Below are 19,546 nucleotides of genomic sequence, written 5' to 3'. Positions count from 1 at the left end.
AAAACACATTGCGAAAAGTACAGTTTTATCGGTTCAGAATGTGATGCAGATCGGACTTCCACTTTTGACCGCCCAAAGGTCCTGTAAGACAAATTTCTGTGTTTTGGTTGAAAGGTGCGCATACGCACTCACAAACTGGCAACAATCTGGGATTTTCTGATGCCTGTGTTAGAGTTTAAAGAGAAAAGAATGAAGGCCGGCAGGGCTCTGCGCAGCGATTCGCTGATGAAAAGCACCCGCTTAGATGCCATGAATCGTCATCACCATAAACAATGAAAACGCCAAAAGGTTTTTTATGACTCAACTGCCACAAGCCAAGTTCCGCCATGACTATCGTGCGCCGGACTATACCATCACGGATATCGACCTTAATTTTGAGCTTGATGCACAGAAAACCATCGTGACTGCTGTCAGTCAGATTAAACGACAGGGTGCCGAAGGCGCGCCGCTGGTGCTCAACGGTGAAGATCTGACGCTGATCAGTCTGAAAATTAACGGTCAGGACTGGCCGAAATATCAGTTAAAAGAAGGCGTGCTTGAAGTTACCGGCCTGCCGGAAGCGTTTGAACTGGCGATTGTTAACGAAATTCATCCGGCGAAAAATACCGCACTGGAAGGGCTGTACCTTTCCGGTGAAGCGCTGTGTACCCAGTGCGAAGCAGAAGGTTTCCGCCACATTACCTATTATCTGGATCGCCCGGACGTTCTGGCGCGTTTCACCACCCGCATCGTGGCGGACAAAGCCCGTTATCCTTATTTGCTGTCCAACGGTAACCGTATTGATCAGGGTGAACTGGAAGGCGGTAAGCACTGGATCAAATGGGAAGACCCGTTCCCGAAACCTTGCTACCTGTTTGCGCTGGTCGCTGGTGATTTCGATGTCCTGCGTGATTCCTTCAAAACCCGCTCGGGTCGTGATGTAGCGCTGGAACTGTTCGTCGACCGTGGCAATCTGGATCGCGCCGGCTGGGCGATGGAATCCCTGAAGCAATCCATGAAATGGGACGAAACCCGTTTCAATCTGGAATACGACCTCGACATCTTTATGATTGTTGCCGTTGATTTCTTCAACATGGGCGCAATGGAAAACAAAGGCCTGAACGTCTTTAACTCCAAATACGTGCTGGCGAAAGCCGAAACCGCCACAGACAAAGATTATCTCGGTATCGAAGCAGTGATCGGCCACGAATACTTCCATAACTGGACCGGTAACCGCGTGACCTGCCGCGACTGGTTCCAGCTGAGCCTGAAAGAAGGCCTGACCGTTTTCCGTGATCAGGAATTTAGTTCTGATCTGGGATCGCGCTCAGTCAACCGTATCGATAACGTCCGTGTGATGCGTGGCGCGCAGTTCTCTGAAGATGCCAGCCCGATGGCGCACCCGATCCGCCCTGAAAAAGTCATTGAGATGAACAACTTCTACACCCTGACGGTGTATGAGAAAGGTTCAGAAGTCATCCGTATGCTGCACACTTTGCTCGGTGAAGAGAAATTCCAGGCCGGGATGCAGCTGTACTTTGAGCGTCATGACGGCAGCGCCGCGACCTGTGACGACTTTGTGCAGGCGATGGAAGACGCGTCAAACGTGGATCTGTCACTGTTCCGCCGCTGGTACAGCCAGTCCGGTACGCCGGTGCTGACCGTGCGCGATGACTATGATGTGGAAAAACAGCAATACACTCTGACTGTCAGCCAGAAAACACCGGCGACGCCTGATCAGACTGAAAAGCTGCCACTTCACATTCCGCTGGATATCGAACTGTATGACCCGCAGGGCAACGTGATTGCGCTGAAACAAAACGGTCAGACAGTCAGCAACGTGCTTAACGTGACCGAAGCTGAGCAAACGTTCGTATTTGACGACGTGGAATATCAGCCGGTGCCTTCTTTATTACGTGAATTCTCCGCACCGGTGAAACTCGATTACAAATGGGGCGATCATCAGCTGACTTTCCTGATGAAATACGCGCGTAACGATTTCGCCCGCTGGGATGCGGCGCAAAGTTTGCTGGCAATTTACATCAAGCTGAACGTGGCGCGTCATCAGCAGAAACAACCGCTGTCTCTGCCGCTGCATGTGGCGGATGCGTTCCGGGCGGTATTGCTGGATGAGAATATCGATCCGGCACTGGCGGCGCAGATCCTGACTCTGCCATCTGAGAACGAAATCGCTGAACTGTTCGAAATTATCGATCCGGAAGCGATCAGTGCGGTTCACGATGCGATTACCCGTTGTCTGGCGACCGAAATGGCCGATGAATTCCTGGCGGTTTACAACGCTAACCGTCTGCCAGCGTACCGTGTAGTGCATGAAGATATCGGTAAACGTTCGCTGCGTAACACCTGCCTGCATTATCTGGCTTTTGCCGATGTGACGCTGGCTGATCAGCTTGTTAAGGCACAATTTGAACAGGCAGATAACATGACGGATTCTCTGGCAGCGATGTCTGCGGCGGTTTCCGCGCAGCTGCCTTGCCGTGAATCGCTGATGGCGGCCTATGACGAACGCTGGCATCACGACGGTCTGGTCATGGATAAATGGTTTATCCAGCAGGCGACCAGCCCGGCAGCCGATGTGTTGCAGAAAGTCCGTTCACTGCTGAACCACCGTTCATTCAGCATGGGCAACCCGAACCGCGTCCGTTCATTAGTCGGTGCATTTGCCTCTGCCAATCCTTCTGCATTCCACGCGGCAGACGGCAGCGGTTATCAGTTCCTGACTGAAATGCTGACAGATCTCAACACCCGTAACCCGCAGGTTGCAGCGCGCATGATTGAGCCGCTGATCCGCCTGAAACGCTATGACCAGAACCGTCAGGCGCTGATGCGTCAGGCGCTGGAACAGCTGAAAGGGCTGGAAAATCTGTCCGGTGATTTGTTCGAGAAAATTACCAAAGCGTTAGATGCGTAATCGCTTGTAACAGCAAATAGCGGCAATAAAAAAGGGCGATGGAGACATCGCCCTTTTTACGTTTTTAATTCTCTGAAAGATGAAATTAGTTTTGTGCGCGCTTCGCTTCCTGAGCCACATTTTGCAACGGCTGCGGCGTCAGTACACGTTCCAGCACTTCAGCTTCCAGCTCCGCCAGTCGCGCAGAACCTTTACGGCGCGGACGCGGCAGGTCAACCGTCAAATCCATACCAATCTGCCCCTGATCAATCAGGATCACCCGGTCAGCCACGGTCACGGCTTCGCTGACATCATGCGTCACCAGCAAAACCGTGAAATCATGTTGCTGCCACAAACGCTCGATCAGGCTTTGCATCTCGATGCGCGTCAGGGCATCCAGCGCGCCCAGCGGTTCATCAAGCAATAACAGACGCGGGCGATGAATTAATGCACGTGCCAGTGCCACGCGTTGTTTCTGTCCGCCGGATAATGCAGAAGGCCAGTCATCGGCACGATCCGCCAGGCCGACTTCTTCCAGCGCAGCCAGTGCGGCTTCACGCCATTTGCCTTTCAGACCCAGACCGACGTTATCAATCACCTTTTTCCATGGCAGCAGGCGGTCATCCTGAAACATAAGGCGCGTGTCATCGCGTACCTGACTTAGCGGCGCGCTGGCGCTGAGCAACTCGCCCTGCGTGGTTTTCTCCAGCCCGGCCAGTAAACGCAGCAGGGTGCTTTTGCCACAACCGCTGCGACCGACTACTGCCACAAACTGGCCGGGCGGAATGCGCAGATTAATATCGTTGAGCACGGCGCGGTTGCCGTATTTTTTCGTGATACCGGAGAGAGTCACCGGCGTGCCTTGCGGAATGCGTGCGGGGGCGCTCATGCGGCATCTCCTTGTTTTTTCTGATAAGCAGGGTGCCAGCGCAGCCAGACACTTTCCAGCAGGCGGGCAAGAACATCGGCCAGTTTGCCAAGAATGGCGTACAGCACGATGGCGACAACCACGACGTCAGTTTGTAAAAACTCGCGGGCGTTCATCGCCAGATAACCAATCCCGGAGTTGGCGGAGATGGTTTCCGCCACAATCAGCGTCAGCCACATGAACCCCAGCGCAAAGCGCACGCCGACCATAATCGAAGGCAACGCGCCCGGTAACACCACCTGAATAAACAGCGGGAAACCGGAAAGTCCGTAACTGCGCGACATCTCCAGCAGACCGCGGTCAATGTTGCGAATTCCGTGATAAGTATTGAGATAAATCGGGAACAACGTTCCCAGTGCCACCAGGAAAATCTTGGCAGATTCGTCAATGCCAAACCACAGAATCACCAGCGGGATCAGCGCCAGATGCGGAATGTTACGCAGCATTTGCAGCGAACTGTCCAGCAGACGCTCGCCCCAGCGGGAAAGCCCGGTGATAAAACCGAGCAGCAACCCGAGACTGCCGCCGATAGCGAAGCCAATCAATGCGCGGAAGGAACTGATTTTCAGGTTTTGCCACAGGTCACCGCTTTTCGCCAGTGTCCAGAAGGCTTCTACCACGGCGCTCGGTGCCGGCAGAATACGGTTGGATAGCCAGCCGGCTTCCACCGCCAGCTGCCAGCCGCCGATGAGTACCACCGGCACAATCCACGGAGCCACGCGGTTCAGCCAGCGTTGTGTCGTTGTCATCTGCGTTCTCCTTAATGCTGGCTGGCAGTGCGTTTGTTCGCAAAGTCATGAGCGACCAGTTCACCGCGCGGCAAAATGGCTTTCTTCACAGTGTTGTCATCTTCCGGTTTGGCCAGATCCAGATGCGGGAACAGTAATTCGCTGACGCGGTACGCTTCTTCCAGATGCGGATAACCGGAGAAAATGAAGGTGTCGATGCCCAGATCCGCATATTCCTGCATACGCGCAGCGACAGTCGGGCCATCGCCGACCAGTGCTGTTCCTGCGCCGGTGCGCACCAGACCGATACCTGCCCAGAGATTCGGATAGATTTCCAGCTTGTTGCGGTCGCCGCCGTGCAACGCTGCCATGCGGTGCTGACCGACGGAATCGGTTTTGGCGAAAGCGGCCTGTGCGCGCTGAATAGTTTCGTCATCCACGTTGGCGATCAGTTTGTCGGCGGCGCGCCAGGCTTCTTCGTTGGTTTCACGCACAATCACGTGCAGACGAATACCGAAACGCACTGTGCGGCCTTTTGCGGCAGCTTTGGCACGCACTTGCTCAATTTTCTCTTTCACTAACGCCGGAGGTTCGCCCCAGGTCAGATACAGTTCCACCTGCTCGGCGGCCAGATCCTGCGCTTCGTCGGAAGACCCGCCGAAATAGAGCGGCGGGCGAGGGTACTGAACCGGCGGATGCATCAGGCTCGCGCCTTTTACCTGAATATGTTTACCTTCGTAATCAACCGTTTCGCCTTCAAGTACGCGGCGCCAGATACGGGTAAATTCTGCTGAAGCTTCATACCGTTCTTTATGATTGAGATGTAAACCTTCCGCTGCCAGTTCAGACGGATCACCGCCGGTCACCAGATTAAACAACGCACGACCGCCGGAAAGCCGGTCGAGTGTCGCCGCCTGACGGGCGGCCAGTGTCGGGGAGATAATCCCCGGGCGCAGCGCCACCAGGAATTTCAGGCGTTGCGTGACAGAAATCAGAGAAGCCGCGACGAGCCATGAGTCTTCACATGAACGGCCGGTCGGCAGCAGTACACCGCCGAAACCTAAGCGGTCCGCGGCCTGAGCAATCTGCTGGAGATAACCGTGGTCTACCACACGGGCACCTTCTTCAGTTCCTAAATAACGACCATCGCCATGGGTGGGTAAAAACCAGAATACGTTCAGACTCATAGTATGTTCCTCTCAAAGTTTTTTGATTCATGACCGCTCAGCGGCGGCTAAATTAGGGTTCAGTTGGCCTGTACAGCCGGTTTCCAGATGCGGTCTTTGATTTCAACCGGCTTTGGCAAAATGTGGTTCTGATAAAACAGGTCGGCGGTTTGCTGCTGGCGCTTTTCCGTCTCGGCATTGACCGGAGTGATTGGCATATCCGGCAAATGATCCAGATAAGAGGCGACCACTTTTTCCGGTAATCCCATCGACTGAGAAAGCAGTTTGATACTTTGTTCGCGGTCAGTTTTGGTCAGCGCATTCGCCTGCGTTAACACATCCAGTACCTGACTGATGAACTGAGGATTGGCCTCGGTATATTTTTTCGGCGCAAGATAGAAGGAACCGGTCTGATGCAGCGTCGAGCCGTCGGTCAGCACGCGAACATCGCCCTGAACTTCTGCGGCGGAGTAGTAAGGATCCCAGATAGCCCAGGCATCGACGTCATGCTGCTGAAACGCGGCGCGCGCGTCGGCAGGTGTCAGATAGACCGGCTGGATATCACTGAATTTAAGACCTGCCTGTTGCAGGGCACGAAGCAATAAGTTGTGTGAACTGGAGCCTTTCTGGAATGCGACTTTATGGCCTTTGAGATCTGCCACGGTTTTGATCGGACTGTTACTGTCGACCAGAATCACTTCCGCTTTTGGTTTCGGCGGTTCTGAACCGATATAAAGAAGATCCGCCCCGGCCGCTTGTGCAAATAGTGGCGGTAAATCGCCTGTACCGCCCAAATCAATACTGCCGACGTTCAGAGCTTCAAGGATCTGCGGACCAGCGGGAAATTCCACCCAGCTGATTTTGGTGTCCGGGAAACGTTTTTCCAGCAGCTGATGAGATTTGGCCAGCACCAGTCCGACGGATCCTTTCTGATAAGCGATGCGTAATTGCGCAGGATCCTTTTCCTGTGCTGAGGCTGTTGCGGCGAATATCAGGCTGGTGACCAGTCCGGCGATGACGGGCAACCGACGTAATAAAGAGAAAGACGAAGGCATGATTAATTCCTTTTAATTTCAGACGCGCAGAGCTTGCGCGGAAAGGGAAGTGACAGACGGAATTTGCGGACGGCGGCGGCTCAGTGCCAGATAGAAGTTTTCCAGCGATTCGGTCAGACGCTCTTCCAGCGCCGGATCCAGCCTGGCCGGGAACGTCTGATAATCAGTGATCAGACTGTCATCGGCGAAAACACCCTGTAAAACTTCCTGCGCTTTCAGCGAGGCCAGCACAGGTTTCAGCGCATAATCGACGGCCAGCATGTGGCCGATCGATCCGGCCGTCGCCAGTGGCAAAACGACTTTATGGTCGAGTGCGCGCTCGGGCAGTAAATCCAGCAGAGTTTTCAGCGCACCTGAAAAAGACGCCTTGTACACCGGCGTGGCGACAATCAGGCCATCTGCGCTCGCCAGTTCAGCATTCAGTTGCTTCAACTGAGGGCTGGCAAAATTGGCAAATAACAAATCATCAGCCGAAAAATCCTGAATATTGTAGGTAAAGACTTCGACGCCCCGGCTCGCCAGCCACTGATGGCTGAGCGCCAGCAGGGAAGAGGAGCGGGAAGGTTGTCGTGGGCTGCCGGCCAGTGTGATTACGCGCATTCACTTATTCCTTATAACAATCTGTTATAGAACTATCATTTTTATTAACGAAGTGAAGTAAACCTAGCAGGGGAAGGCGGCAGAGCGGAAATCTCAATTTTGGCTATGGAAAGTTTCAAATCACATAAAGCGCTTTAAATGGCGTGTTGACGCGGAGACAGGTTAAGAAGGAAAAGTGAATTAAAGGTAACTAAAAAGTAATCGTTTGCGTAGCGAAGCAATTATTTGGTCAATATGCCGGTTATCATTTCCAATTGTCCCGCGCTTAGTCAATAATACCGCCCCGTCTAGCCACCGGGAATCCAGGAGTTTCCATGTATTATCCTCTTGTCAGGAAAGCACTGTTTCAGCTCGATCCAGAGCGCGCCCACGAGTTAACCTTTCGTCAGTTGAGCCGCATTTCCGGCACCCCTTTTGAATTCCTGATCCGCCAGTCAGTGCCAACCAAACCGGTAAACTGCATGGGATTATCCTTTAAGAACCCTTTGGGACTGGCCGCAGGCCTGGATAAAGACGGCGAATGTATTGATGCACTCGGCGCAATGGGCTTTGGATTTATTGAAGTCGGCACGGTGACACCGCGTGCGCAGGCGGGTAATGATAAGCCGCGTTTATTCCGCATCGTTGAAGCTGAAGGCCTGATTAACCGCATGGGCTTTAATAACCATGGCGTGGATAATCTGGTGAATAATGTCAAAAAATCACATTTTGGCGGCATTCTGGGGATTAATATTGGCAAGAATAAAGACACGCCTGTTGAGCACGGCGCAGACGATTATCTGACCTGTATGGATAAGGTATATCCGTATGCCGGTTATATCGCGGTGAATATTTCATCGCCAAATACTCCTGGCTTACGTTCACTGCAATACGGTGAGGCGCTGGATGATTTACTGGCGGCGATCAAGAATAAGCAGCTCGAACTTCAGCAGCGTTACCAGAAATATGTGCCGGTAGCCGTGAAGATCGCGCCGGATCTTTCTGAAGAAGAATTGATCCAAATAGCGGACAGTCTGGTACGTCATAATATGGACGGCGTTATCGCCACCAATACCACGCTCGATCGTAAACTGGTTCAGGGGCTGAATTATTGTGAGCAGGTGGGTGGACTGAGCGGGCGTCCGGTGCAGCTGCGCAGTACAGAAATTATCCGTATGTTGTCGAATGAATTGCAGGGACGTCTGCCTATTATTGGCGTCGGCGGGATTGATTCATTAACTGCCGCACGTGAAAAAATGGCGGCCGGTGCGTCATTAATTCAAATCTATTCCGGCTTTATCTTCAAAGGCCCGGGTTTAATCAAAGATATTGTTACCCACATCTAATATTTTTCATCCTTTAGGCGAGTCAGGGGTTTATTTATCAACCCGGCTCGTCTATATTTTGTCCACTGACCGTAATTCAGGCTCAGGATTTGTCTGATATCACTTCATCGCAAAAAAATCTATTCTCACAGATTAGCCGGAAATGAAGTCAGGCAGAGGGCATGAGGGCAAACAGGATGACGAAATGAAAATCAAACCAGATGATAATTGGCGTTGGTACTTCGATGCAGAGCATGATCGGCTTATGTTGGATCTCGCCAATGGCATGATTTTCCGTTCCCGTTTCCCGGCTAAAATGTTAACTCCTGATGCATTTGGAAATATGTCATTCTGTGTCGATGATGCGGCTTTGTATTTCGATTATGAAGAACAGTGCAAACATATTCGTCTGGCCGCTGAACAACGTGCGGAATTAGTTTTAAATGCCTTAGTCGCTTTCCGTTTTTTAAAACCGCTGATGCCAAAGAGCTGGCATTTCAGTCAGCAGATGCGTCCTTTCCAGCCAGAGAATGGTCAGCTTGCTCAGGTGCAGGTGATGGACAGTGGCGAACAGGCGACATTGCTGGTGGTAGAATCCGGTGATAACGCCAGCCTGTGCCTGCTGGCGCAGGAGCGGCTGACAGTGGCAGGGCGCGGTATGGTGCTCGGTGATGCCATTAAAGTGATGCATGACCGGTTAATGCCAGCGGCGTTCAGAGTCGACAGCGATGTCTACGATCAGGCAGTGTAAATTACCCTTCATATTTCAAGTTGCAGATGCGTTGGCTGCGCTCAGTCACCCGAATCACTTACCTGTGTAAGCTCATCGGGATCCCTTCTCTTGCCGCCTTTTTGCAACCCGAACTATTTTGGGTAATTGCGGATTTGGGTAATTGCGGAATATTTTAGCCGAGCACGATATCCGTTGCCGGTATGCAACTGCACGACAGAATCGTTCCGTCTTTCCCCACAGCACTTTCTTTCAGTGGCGCAACATTTCCTTCTTTTAATGTCATTCTGCACGCACCGCAAATTCCCGCACGGCAGGAATAGGGGATACGTAATCCCTGTAACTCCAGTTGTTCGAGCAAAATCTGCTGATTGTTGCCGGTAAACTCCGTGCCCTGATAATTAATGCGGACTTCCTGAGCGGTACTTTTTGGCGCGTCGACATTTTCAACGACGTCGCCTGCGCTGTAAGGGCGGGGTGGTTTGGTCGCCAGCACCTGAACGTTGTCACCCGCGCGGATCACACCGTTGTTACGGGCAATCATGTTCTGACCGAAATCGACGTCGCCATCGCTGGCAGTACGGTAACCTTGCAACGTTTTCAGAGGTTCGCCACGCGGATGCTTGCGGCCTTTTTCGATGCTGACCGTAGTAAAAATGCAGCGGCTGCACGGCTTCACCAGATCGAAAATGACTTCTCCGATGCGGATGGTCTGCCAGCTGTCTTCTGTGTAAGCCTCGGCACCACTGACCACAATATTGGGCCGGAACTGTTCAACCCTGACACCGCCCGGACAGCGGCGCTGCAAATCCTGCATTGACGCTTCGTTAATCAGCAGGTACGGGAACCCGTCGGCGAACGACAGCGGCACTTCGGGATGCTTCTTCACCCGGCGGGTGGGTTCGTCACCGACCCAGCGCAACTGTACATCACGTTTTAAATAACCACTTAACCAGCGATTTACCGGTTCCGGCGCGATGAGTGAGGTAAACTGATTGCCCCAGACTTCCGTCGGCGAGTTAACGCCTGCGAAATCACGAAATCTGACGCTGATACTTTCGCCTTCCGGCGCACTCAGCATCAGACCATCAGGTAACAAAACCGGGGTGAACAGGACGAGGTTCGGATACTGGCGGGCAGTAATAAACATGCCTTGCGGGTCGGTTATCATGAACTGACGGTCGAAAGCCAGTCCTGTTGGCGTGACCAGCGAGTGTGAAACTTGCAGGCCGCGCATCGATTTAACCGGATGAACAAATAAACGTGAAAGAATGGGCACTGAACACTGCCTCTCAGAGTATAAAGTCTTAAGAATAACCAGAGACTTTATGACAAGCGGCAGGGATTAGCTATAATGCGCAACAATTTTATTTTTGGTGATATGTCGATATGAACTCTTTGTTTGCCAGCACGGCGCGTGGACTGGAAGAACTGTTAAAAAGCGAACTGGAAACGCTGGGTGCGCAAGCCTGCAAAGTTGTGCAGGGAGGGGTGCATTTTGAAGGTGACGATCGCCTGCTGTACCGTAGCTTATTGTGGAGCCGTCTGGCTTCGCGCATCCTGTTGCCGCTGAACGAATTCAAAGTTCACAGCGATCTGGATCTTTATCTCGGCGTGATGGCGATTGACTGGCCGTCCGTTTTTGGCGTGGAAAAAACGTTCGCCGTGCATTTCAGCGGCCTGAATGACGAAATCCGTAACAGCCAGTACGGCGCGCTGAAAGTGAAAGACGCCATTGTCGACAGCTTTACCCGCAAAATGGATGAGCGTCCGAATGTGGCGAAACAGCAGCCCGATATTCGTGTAAACGTCTTCCTGCAACGTGATACCGCCAGCGTCGCGTTGGATCTCAGCGGCGAAGGCCTGCATCAGCGTGGCTACCGTGATCTGACCGGTCAGGCACCGCTGAAAGAAAATCTGGCTGCGGCTATCGTGATGCGTTCAGGCTGGGAAGCGGGCACGCCGATGGTCGATCCGATGTGTGGTTCCGGTACCTTGCTGATTGAAGCGGCAATGATCGCCGCCGATCGCGCGCCGGGCTTACATCGCCAGCACTGGGGCTTTACCGGCTGGAACAAATTTGACGCCGAACTGTGGCGCGAACTGACCGCCGAAGCACAGGTTCGTACCCGCCGTGCAGTGCAGGAAACCACGTCCCGTTTCTTCGGTTCTGATATTGACCGCCGCGTCATTGAGATGGCGCGTGCCAACGCCCGTCGCGCCGGTGTGGCGGAGCTGATTAGCTTTGAAGCCGCTGAAGTCGGTAAACTGGTGAATCCGTTGCCGGAAGGTCCGGTGGGTACGGTCATCAGTAACCCGCCATACGGTGAACGTCTGGAAAGCGAACCGGCGCTGATTGCGCTGCACAACATGCTTGGTCGCATCATGAAGACTAAGTTTGGTGGCTGGCAGTTGTCGCTGTTCAGTGCGTCGCCGGAATTGCTGAGTTGCCTGCAATTGCGTGCTGAGCGCCAGTTCAAAGCTAAAAACGGTCCGCTGGAATGTGTGCAGAAAAACTACCAGCTGGCTGAAAACCCGACCGGTGCTGCCGGGACGCAAATGGCGGAAGATTATGCAAACCGCCTGCGTAAGAACGTCAAAAAACTGGAGAAATGGGCTAAACAGCAGGGCATTGAATGCTACCGCTTGTATGACGCCGATTTGCCGGATTACAACGTGGCGGTTGACCGCTACGGCAGCAAAGTGGTGGTGCAGGAATATGCGCCGCCAAAAACTGTGGATGCACAAAAAGCCCGTCAGCGCTTGTTTGACGTGATCAATGCCACCCTGTCAGTGCTGGATATTTCATCCAGCCAGTTGATCCTGAAAACCCGTGAACGCCAGAAAGGTACCAGTCAGTACGAGAAACTTGCGCAAAAAGGCGAGTTCCTGCTGGTTGAAGAGTTCAACGCGAAGCTGTGGGTCAATCTGACGGATTATCTTGATACCGGTTTGTTCCTTGACCACCGTATCGCCCGTAAAATGCTCGGTGAAATGAGTAAAGGTAAGGACTTCCTCAACCTGTTTGCTTACACCGGCACCGCCAGTGTTCATGCAGGTCTGGGCGGCGCGCGCAGCACGACTACGGTAGATATGTCCCGCACCTATCTGGAATGGGCGGAAAAGAACCTGCGCGCTAACGGTCTGACCGGCCGTCAGCATCGCCTGATCCAGGCAGATTGTCTGTCTTATCTGGGGATGTGCGATGAACAATTCGATGTGATCTTTATCGATCCGCCGACGTTCTCCAACTCTAAACGTATGGCCGAAAGTTTTGACGTACAGCGTGATCATCTGGCTCTGATGAAAGATCTGAAACGCATTTTACGTCGCAACGGCACCATTATGTTCTCCAACAACAAGCGCGGCTTCCAGATGGACCTCGAAGGATTGAGCAAGCTGGGGCTGAGCGCGAAAGAAATCACCAGCCAAACCCTGTCACAGGATTTCGCCCGTAATCGTCAGATTCATAACTGCTGGCTGCTGTCCCATGCCGGCGAGGAAAAATAAAGTTTATGTCGTTAATTAGTATGTCAGGTGCCTGGCTGTCATTCAGTGACTCGCCGCTGTTGGATAACACCGAATTACACATCGAGCCAAATGAGCGCGTCTGTCTTGTTGGCCGTAACGGCGCCGGTAAATCGACGCTGATGAAAATCCTGAACCGCGAAGTGCCGCTTGATGACGGCCGTATCGTGTATGAGCAGGATTTGATTGTCGCGCGTCTGCAACAGGATCCGCCGCGCAACGTCGAAGGTACAGTGTTCGATTTCGTCTCCGAAGGCGTATTCGAGCAGGCTGAACACCTGAAAGCGTATCACGCGATTTCGCATCTGGTTGAAACCGACCCGAGCGAAAAGAACATGAACAAACTGGCTCAGGTGATGGAAATTCTCGATCATCAGGGCCTGTGGCAGCTCGACAGCCGTATCAATGAAGTATTACTGAAACTGGGTCTGGATGCCGATACAGAGCTGAAATCCCTGTCTGGTGGCTGGCTGCGTAAAGCGGCGCTCGGACGTGCTTTGGTCAGCGCGCCGCACATTCTGCTGCTCGACGAACCGACCAACCACCTGGATATCGAAAGTATCGCGTGGCTGGAAGATTTCCTGAAAGAATTCCAGGGCAGCATTATCTTCATTTCCCATGACCGTTCTTTCATCCGCAATATGGCGACCCGCATTGTCGATCTTGATCGCGGCAAACTGGTGTCCTATCCGGGTAATTACGAAGCGTATTTGCTGGCAAAAGAAGAAGCGTTGCGCGTTGAAGAACTGCAAAACGCTGAGTTCGATAAAAAACTGGCGCAGGAAGAAGTGTGGATCCGTCAGGGTATCAAAGCCCGCCGTACCCGTAACGAAGGCCGCGTACGCGCCCTGAAAGCCCTGCGTAAAGAACGTTCCGATCGCCGTGAAGTGATGGGCACCGCCAAAATGCAGGTGGTTGAAGCGGCAAGCTCCGGCAAGATTGTCTTTGAAATGGAAGACGTTAACTACAGCATCGCCGGTAAACAACTGGTCAGCAATTTCTCTTCGCAGGTTATGCGTGGCGACAAAATTGCACTGATAGGCCCGAACGGCTGCGGTAAAACGACGTTACTGAAACTGATGTTGAGTCAGATTAAGGCAGACAGCGGCCGCGTTCACTGCGGTACCAAACTGGAAGTCGCCTATTTCGACCAGCACCGTGCTGAGCTGGATCCTGAACGTACCGTGATGGATAACCTCGCTGAAGGTAAGCAGGAAGTGATGGTTAACGGTCGTGCCCGTCACGTGCTGGGCTACCTGCAGGACTTCCTGTTTCATCCAAAACGTGCAATGACGCCGGTAAAAGCGCTGTCAGGCGGCGAACGTAACCGTCTGCTGCTGGCAAAACTGTTCCTGCGTCCCAGCAACCTGCTGATCCTCGATGAACCGACCAACGACCTGGATGTGGAAACACTCGAGCTGCTGGAAGAGATGATCGACAGCTATCAGGGCACGGTAATGCTGGTGAGCCATGACCGTGAATTTGTTGATAACTCAGCAACCGAATGCTGGATTTATGAAGGCAACGGCGTGATCAACAGTTATGTTGGCGGTTACCATGACGCACAGCATCAGCGCCGTAACCAGAAGCCAATCCGTCAGGCGGTAGTCATCGAAAATAAACCGGCTGCTCAACCTAAAGCAGAACCAGTAAAACGCACGGCGAATAAGCTCAGCTATAATCAACAACGCGAGCTTGAACAATTGCCTGCGCAAATCAGCACGCTGGAAGAAAGAATTGAAGCGCTGCAACAGCAAATGAGTGATGCGAATTTCTTCACACTTCCTCATGAAGAAACTCAGCAGGTTATCACCGCTTTAGCCGCCGCAGAGCAGGAGTTAGAGCAGGCGTTTGAACGTTGGGAAGCGCTGGAAGCGCAGAAAAACGGCTAACACTGCCCCGTCATGTGCCGCGGAATGAAGGATTGTTCCTGCGGCACATGCTATTGCACGTTCCGCAATTGAGGAGTTGGCTTGTGTGTTCTCATGTCCACGATCCGCACATTTTATGTCCCCAATGCGATTTGCTGGTGGCAATCCCTGAGATTGCTGTCGGGCAAAAAGCAAAATGCCCGCGTTGCCATACGACGCTGACGTCGCGCTGGAAAGAGCCGCGTCGCCGCCCTATTGCCTATGCTGTCAGCGCATTATTCATGCTGCTGTTGTCTAACCTTTTCCCTTTCGTGAACATGAAAGTTGCCGGCCTGGGAAGCGAAGTTACACTGATTCAAATTCCCCAGGTTTTAGTTTCTGACGACTACGCCAGCATGGCGTCGCTGTTTATGATTCTGGTTCAACTGATGCCTGCGTTAGGCATGATTTTCATCATCATTCTTTGCCAGGGGACATCGATACCCAGTCACTGGCAGATCAGCATTGCCCGTAACTATTTTCGCCTGAAGGCCTGGTGCATGGTCGAGATTTTCCTGGCGGGTGTCCTGGTCAGTTTCGTGAAGCTGATGGCTTATGGTGATGTCGGCGTCGGCACCAGTTTCTATCCCTTTGTGCTGTTTTGTATTTTACAGCTCAGGGCTTTTCAGTGTACTGACCGTTACTGGATCTGGCAGCAGGTTGCTCCTGCACCGAAGCTGGAAATGCCGCTTCGTGTCGGTGAGAGCGGACTGTCACAGGGATTACGTTCATGCCATTGTTGTATGGCTATTTTGCCGGTTGATCAAAAACAGTGCGGGCGTTGTGATACATCCGGCCATGCGCGCCGCAAAAACAGTTTGCAATGGACGATGGCACTTCTCATTACGTCTATTTTTTTGTATATCCCCGCCAATCTGCTGCCGATCATGATAACCCAGGTGCTCGGCACTCCGATGCCATCCACCATTATGGCTGGCGTGGTGTTGCTGTGGAGTGAAGGTTCTTATCCTGTGGCTATGGTGATTTTGATTGCCAGTATCATGGTGCCGACGCTGAAAATGATTGCGATTGGTTGGTTATGCTGGGATGCAAACAGTAATAAGGAAATTGACAGGGAAAGATTGCACGTGATTTATGAAGTCGTGGAATTTGTTGGCCGCTGGTCAATGATTGACGTGTTCGTTATTGCGGTGCTTTCAGCTCTGGTAAGGATGGGACAACTGATGAGTATTTATCCGGACATTGGCGCACTGCTTTTTGCCAGTGTTGTCATTCTCACTATGTTCGCTGCAATGACGTTTGACCCAAGGCTCATTTGGGATCGCGCTGTAATGAAGTCTGCAAAGGAGCCACAAGATGGCGGGAAATAATATGGCAGAGCACGATGGAACTGCCAAAGTAGAAAAGATTAAACGCTGGTCGCCGGTGTGGATTGTGCCGATTGTTACGGCACTGATCGGCGCCTGGATACTGTTCTACCACTACAGCCATCAGGGCCCGGAAGTGACATTGATCACCACCACGGCTGAAGGCATTGAGGGCGGAAAGACCACCATCAAAAGCCGTAACGTTGATGTCGGTAAAGTGGAAAGCGTGACCCTGAGTGAAGATCTGCAACAGGTCATTATTAAAGCGCGCCTGAATACCGGCATGGAAAAAATGCTCCGTGACGACTCTGTATTCTGGGTGGTAAAACCGCAAATCGGACGTGAAGGTATTTCCGGTTTGGGCACATTATTGTCGGGTGCGTATATTCAGTTGCAGCCGGGCAATAAAGGCGGTGAAAAATCAGAATATAAACTGGATGATTCACCTCCGCTGGCTTCCCCTGATGCCAAAGGTATCCGCGTGAGTCTGGAAAGTGAACGTTCAGGCCAGCTGAATCCGGGAGATCCGGTGCTGTTCAGAGGTTTCCAGGTCGGTACAGTGGAAACCAGTCACTTTGATCCGAAAGCGCGCAATATCAAATATCAGCTGTTTATCCGGGCACCTTACGACACGTTGGTGACTGACAACGTTCGTTTCTGGAAAGACAGCGGCGTGAACTTCGATATGTCTGCCGCCGGTATGCGTGTCGAAATGGGTTCACTGACCACGTTATTTAGCGGTGGTGTCAGCTTTGACATTCCGAATGGCTGGATGCAGGGCAACGAAGCCAAAGATGGTGACAGTTATAAGCTTTTCGACGATCAGAAAAGCATTCAGGAATCGCTTTATACCCGTCACATGGATTACGTCATGTTCTTCTCGGATTCTATTCGCGGCCTGCAACCTGGCGCGCCTGTTGAATTCCGTGGCATCCGTCTGGGGACTGTGGCCGAAGTGCCATATCCGATGAATGTGGTGAAACAGCAGATGTCGGATGATTATCGTATTCCGGTGCTGATCCGCATTGAACCAGACCGCTTCGCTCAGTTGCTGGGCAGTAACTTTAATATCGAAGAGCATATCCGTGACGGTATCGCTCATGGTCTGCGTGCTTCGATGAAATCAGCCAACCTGCTAACGGGGGCGATGTATATTGATCTGGATTTCTATCCGAATGAGAAACCGTGGAAAGGGCCGCTGGAAATAGACGGGCAAAAACTGTTGCCGACGGTGAGCGGCGGGTTTGCGCAGATCCAACAGAAACTGATGACCACGCTCGATAAGATCAACAATCTGCCGATCGAACCGATGATGCGTGAAGCCACCAGCACACTGGCGGAAAGTCAGAGGACGATGAAAGCGACGCAGAGGACCATAGAGTCCCTGAATGCCATTGTCAGCAGCAAGGAAATGAAAAACCTGCCACAGGATATGCAGCAGACGTTGATTCAGCTTAACCGCAGCCTGAAAGGCTTCCAGCCTGGTTCTCCGGCATACGGACATATGGTGAATGACATGCAAAGTCTGGATAAGACCCTGCGTGAACTGCAACCGGTATTGAAAACGCTTAACCAGAAAAGTAATGCACTGATTTTCGCCGCCCCAGGGCAAGATGATCCTCAGCCGAAGAAGGCCAAATAATGATGAAATGGATACCTGTCGTCTTAGCATTATTCCTGACTGCCTGTAGCAGCAGTGATCAGAAAACTTACTACCAGTTGCCGGTGCTCAACAGCGCCCCGGCAACGGGCAGCGCAATGTCATCAGGCATGACTACCCAACGCCATCTGTGGGTGGAAAGGGTTAGTGTGGCTGATTACTTGTCAGGTAACGGACTGGTTTATCAGACCAATGATGTGCAGTACACGCTGACCCAGAATAATCTCTGGGCCAGCCCGCTGGATCAGCAACTTCAACAATCACTGGTGACATACCTGCGCCGTGACTTGCCGGGGTATCTGGTTTCCACCCAGGCTGTCAGTTCGGATGATCAGGATGTGCTGAACGTGAATGTGACCGCATTCCACGGCCGTTATGATGGCACGGTGGTTATCAGCGGGAGCTGGACGCTGAGCCGCAGCGGGCAGATGATCCAGCGCGACTTTACGTTAAACCTGAAACAGAACGAAGATGGTTATGATGCGCTGGTGAAAACGCTGGCTGCCGGATGGCAGCAAGAAGCAGGCCAGATTGCCTCACAAATAAGATGACTATTTTTTAAGCTTAATATTTTTTAAGTAAAACGTAAAAAATCCCGGCTTCTGACTTTTCAGACACCGGGATTTTTTTATGGTGATCAGCCAGATGAGGATTTTATTAGCACTATTATCTCGCGCCCAATCTAATAATATAACTCACAAATATGACATTGGCGTGAATTTTGCGCATTGACCTCTCTGCCGATAGCAGCTATTTGTTAGGTGTGGACGCAGAAGCGGGCCACTGTTTTCTTTCCACCTGACCTGAATAATGAGGGATATAAGGCATGAAGAGACAAAAACGCGATCGCCTGGAACGGGCACAATCACGTGGATATCAAGCAGGTATTGGCGGACGCTCAAAAGAGATTTGTCCGTACCAATCATTAGATGCCCGATCACACTGGCTCGGGGGTTGGCGACAAGCCATGGAGGACAGGGCCGTTACCGCTTAAGCGGCTCCCCTGTCAGAATAAGGAACAACCTCCGCTGCGCGCGGAGGTTTTTGTTTGTAATAAACATCATTAATATCATCTGCGCTGAAAAATGCGCATAAAAAACGGCGAGCCATCAGGCTCACCGTTTTATCAGACTCAGCAATGCGCTTTCTTAGAAAGCAGCGGCGTCTTTGAACAGACCAACTTTCAGGTCAGTTGCGGTGTAAATCACCACACCATCAACCAGAACTTCACCATCAGCGACGCCCATGATCAGTTTACGGTTGATAACACGTTTGAAATTCAGGCGGTAGGTAACCAGTTTTGCAGTTGGCAACACCTGACCGGTGAATTTAACTTCACCTACACCCAGTGCGCGGCCTTTGCCTTCGCCACCGAGCCAGCCCAGATAGAAACCGACTAACTGCCACATTGCGTCCAGACCCAGACAGCCTGGCATAACCGGATCACCAATAAAGTGACAGCCGAAGAACCACAGGTCAGGATTGATATCTAACTCAGCTTCAACATAACCTTTGCCATGGGTGCCGCCATCTTCTTGCATCTTAACGATGCGATCCATCATCAGCATATTGCCTGATGGTAATGGAGGACCGCCAGCGCCAAACAGTTCACTGCGGCCAGAAGCTACGAGGTCTTCTTTCGTATAGGAATCGCGTTTATCTACCATGTTCTATGTAAGCCTTATTTTAATGAAGGGCGAAGCTTAGCTTACAGCTGTA

The 19,546-nt window shown here is 52.1% G+C and carries 16 protein-coding genes; 9 read left to right on the top strand and 7 right to left on the bottom strand.

What is annotated here, in order from left to right; all coding sequences use genetic code 11:
* Positions 1 to 295 precede the first annotated feature (295 nt).
* On the top strand, positions 296 to 2,911 hold the full coding sequence (gene pepN, locus CKQ54_RS16995; RefSeq protein WP_120161248.1) for an aminopeptidase N: 2,616 nt from the start codon (positions 296 to 298) through the stop codon (positions 2,909 to 2,911).
* A gap of 85 nt (positions 2,912 to 2,996) precedes the next feature.
* Here the strand turns inward: pepN and ssuB are convergent, their stop codons facing one another.
* From ssuB to ssuE, 5 genes are read right to left on the bottom strand one after another with little or no spacing between them, the layout of a single operon-like run.
* Positions 2,997 to 3,779 carry an aliphatic sulfonates ABC transporter ATP-binding protein gene (gene ssuB, locus CKQ54_RS16990; RefSeq protein ID WP_120161250.1) on the bottom strand — a complete coding sequence of 261 codons (783 nt, stop codon included), beginning with the start codon at positions 3,777 to 3,779 and terminating at the stop codon, positions 2,997 to 2,999.
* Complete coding sequence (gene ssuC, locus CKQ54_RS16985) at positions 3,776 to 4,567, bottom strand: aliphatic sulfonate ABC transporter permease SsuC (RefSeq protein ID WP_120161252.1); 792 nt, start codon at positions 4,565 to 4,567, stop codon at positions 3,776 to 3,778. Before ssuC ends, ssuB begins: the two co-directional genes overlap by 4 nt.
* A gap of 11 nt (positions 4,568 to 4,578) precedes the next feature.
* On the bottom strand, positions 4,579 to 5,733 hold the full coding sequence (gene ssuD / locus CKQ54_RS16980) for an FMNH2-dependent alkanesulfonate monooxygenase (RefSeq protein ID WP_120161253.1): 1,155 nt from the start codon (positions 5,731 to 5,733) through the stop codon (positions 4,579 to 4,581).
* Between the two features lie 59 nt (positions 5,734 to 5,792).
* Positions 5,793 to 6,767: a sulfonate ABC transporter substrate-binding protein gene (locus CKQ54_RS16975; RefSeq protein WP_120161255.1), complete on the bottom strand. Its 975-nt coding sequence runs from the start codon at positions 6,765 to 6,767 to the stop codon at positions 5,793 to 5,795.
* Between the two features lie 18 nt (positions 6,768 to 6,785).
* Entirely contained in the window at positions 6,786 to 7,367 is a 582-nt protein-coding gene (gene ssuE / locus CKQ54_RS16970) for an NADPH-dependent FMN reductase (RefSeq protein ID WP_112287372.1), read from the bottom strand.
* A 314-nt stretch (positions 7,368 to 7,681) separates the two neighbouring features.
* Here ssuE and pyrD point away from each other — a divergent pair, with 314 nt between their 5' ends.
* Both pyrD and CKQ54_RS16960 read left to right on the top strand, forming a co-directional pair.
* Positions 7,682 to 8,692, top strand: a complete 1,011-nt coding sequence (pyrD, locus tag CKQ54_RS16965; protein WP_120161257.1) for a quinone-dependent dihydroorotate dehydrogenase — start codon at positions 7,682 to 7,684, stop codon at positions 8,690 to 8,692.
* A gap of 184 nt (positions 8,693 to 8,876) precedes the next feature.
* Complete coding sequence (locus CKQ54_RS16960; RefSeq protein WP_112287374.1) at positions 8,877 to 9,422, top strand: cell division protein ZapC; 546 nt, start codon at positions 8,877 to 8,879, stop codon at positions 9,420 to 9,422.
* A 154-nt stretch (positions 9,423 to 9,576) separates the two neighbouring features.
* Here the strand turns inward: CKQ54_RS16960 and CKQ54_RS16955 are convergent, their stop codons facing one another.
* Positions 9,577 to 10,680 carry a YcbX family protein gene (locus CKQ54_RS16955; RefSeq protein WP_120161259.1) on the bottom strand — a complete coding sequence of 368 codons (1,104 nt, stop codon included), beginning with the start codon at positions 10,678 to 10,680 and terminating at the stop codon, positions 9,577 to 9,579.
* 110 nt (positions 10,681 to 10,790) lie between these two features.
* Between CKQ54_RS16955 and rlmKL the strand changes: the two genes are divergently transcribed.
* From rlmKL to rmf, 6 genes are all read left to right on the top strand, one after another.
* Positions 10,791 to 12,911 (top strand): bifunctional 23S rRNA (guanine(2069)-N(7))-methyltransferase RlmK/23S rRNA (guanine(2445)-N(2))-methyltransferase RlmL, encoded by a 2,121-nt coding sequence (rlmKL, locus tag CKQ54_RS16950; protein WP_120161261.1) that lies wholly within the window; start codon positions 10,791 to 10,793, stop codon positions 12,909 to 12,911.
* 5 nt (positions 12,912 to 12,916) lie between these two features.
* On the top strand, positions 12,917 to 14,821 hold the full coding sequence (locus tag CKQ54_RS16945) for an ABC transporter ATP-binding protein (protein ID WP_120161263.1): 1,905 nt from the start codon (positions 12,917 to 12,919) through the stop codon (positions 14,819 to 14,821).
* 47 nt (positions 14,822 to 14,868) lie between these two features.
* Positions 14,869 to 16,170 (top strand): membrane integrity-associated transporter subunit PqiA, encoded by a 1,302-nt coding sequence (gene pqiA, locus CKQ54_RS16940; RefSeq protein WP_181955481.1) that lies wholly within the window; start codon positions 14,869 to 14,871, stop codon positions 16,168 to 16,170.
* Positions 16,157 to 17,809 (top strand): intermembrane transport protein PqiB, encoded by a 1,653-nt coding sequence (gene pqiB, locus CKQ54_RS16935; protein ID WP_120161265.1) that lies wholly within the window; start codon positions 16,157 to 16,159, stop codon positions 17,807 to 17,809. Before pqiA ends, pqiB begins: the two co-directional genes overlap by 14 nt.
* Entirely contained in the window at positions 17,809 to 18,378 is a 570-nt protein-coding gene (gene pqiC / locus CKQ54_RS16930; protein ID WP_120161266.1) for a membrane integrity-associated transporter subunit PqiC, read from the top strand. Before pqiB ends, pqiC begins: the two co-directional genes overlap by 1 nt.
* 275 nt (positions 18,379 to 18,653) lie before the next feature.
* On the top strand, positions 18,654 to 18,821 hold the full coding sequence (rmf, locus tag CKQ54_RS16920; RefSeq protein ID WP_013574871.1) for a ribosome modulation factor: 168 nt from the start codon (positions 18,654 to 18,656) through the stop codon (positions 18,819 to 18,821).
* 154 nt (positions 18,822 to 18,975) lie between these two features.
* On the opposite strand, the gene fabA is transcribed toward rmf, so the two are convergent.
* Positions 18,976 to 19,494, bottom strand: a complete 519-nt coding sequence (fabA, locus tag CKQ54_RS16915; protein WP_013574872.1) for a bifunctional 3-hydroxydecanoyl-ACP dehydratase/trans-2-decenoyl-ACP isomerase — start codon at positions 19,492 to 19,494, stop codon at positions 18,976 to 18,978.
* Between the last annotated feature and the right edge of the window lie 52 nt (positions 19,495 to 19,546).

This window comes from Rahnella variigena, assembly GCF_003610915.1.
GTDB classification, from domain to species: domain Bacteria; phylum Pseudomonadota; class Gammaproteobacteria; order Enterobacterales; family Enterobacteriaceae; genus Rahnella; species Rahnella variigena.
Note: the sequence above shows the minus strand (reverse complement) of the source record. Positions and strands in the feature narration are given on the sequence as shown.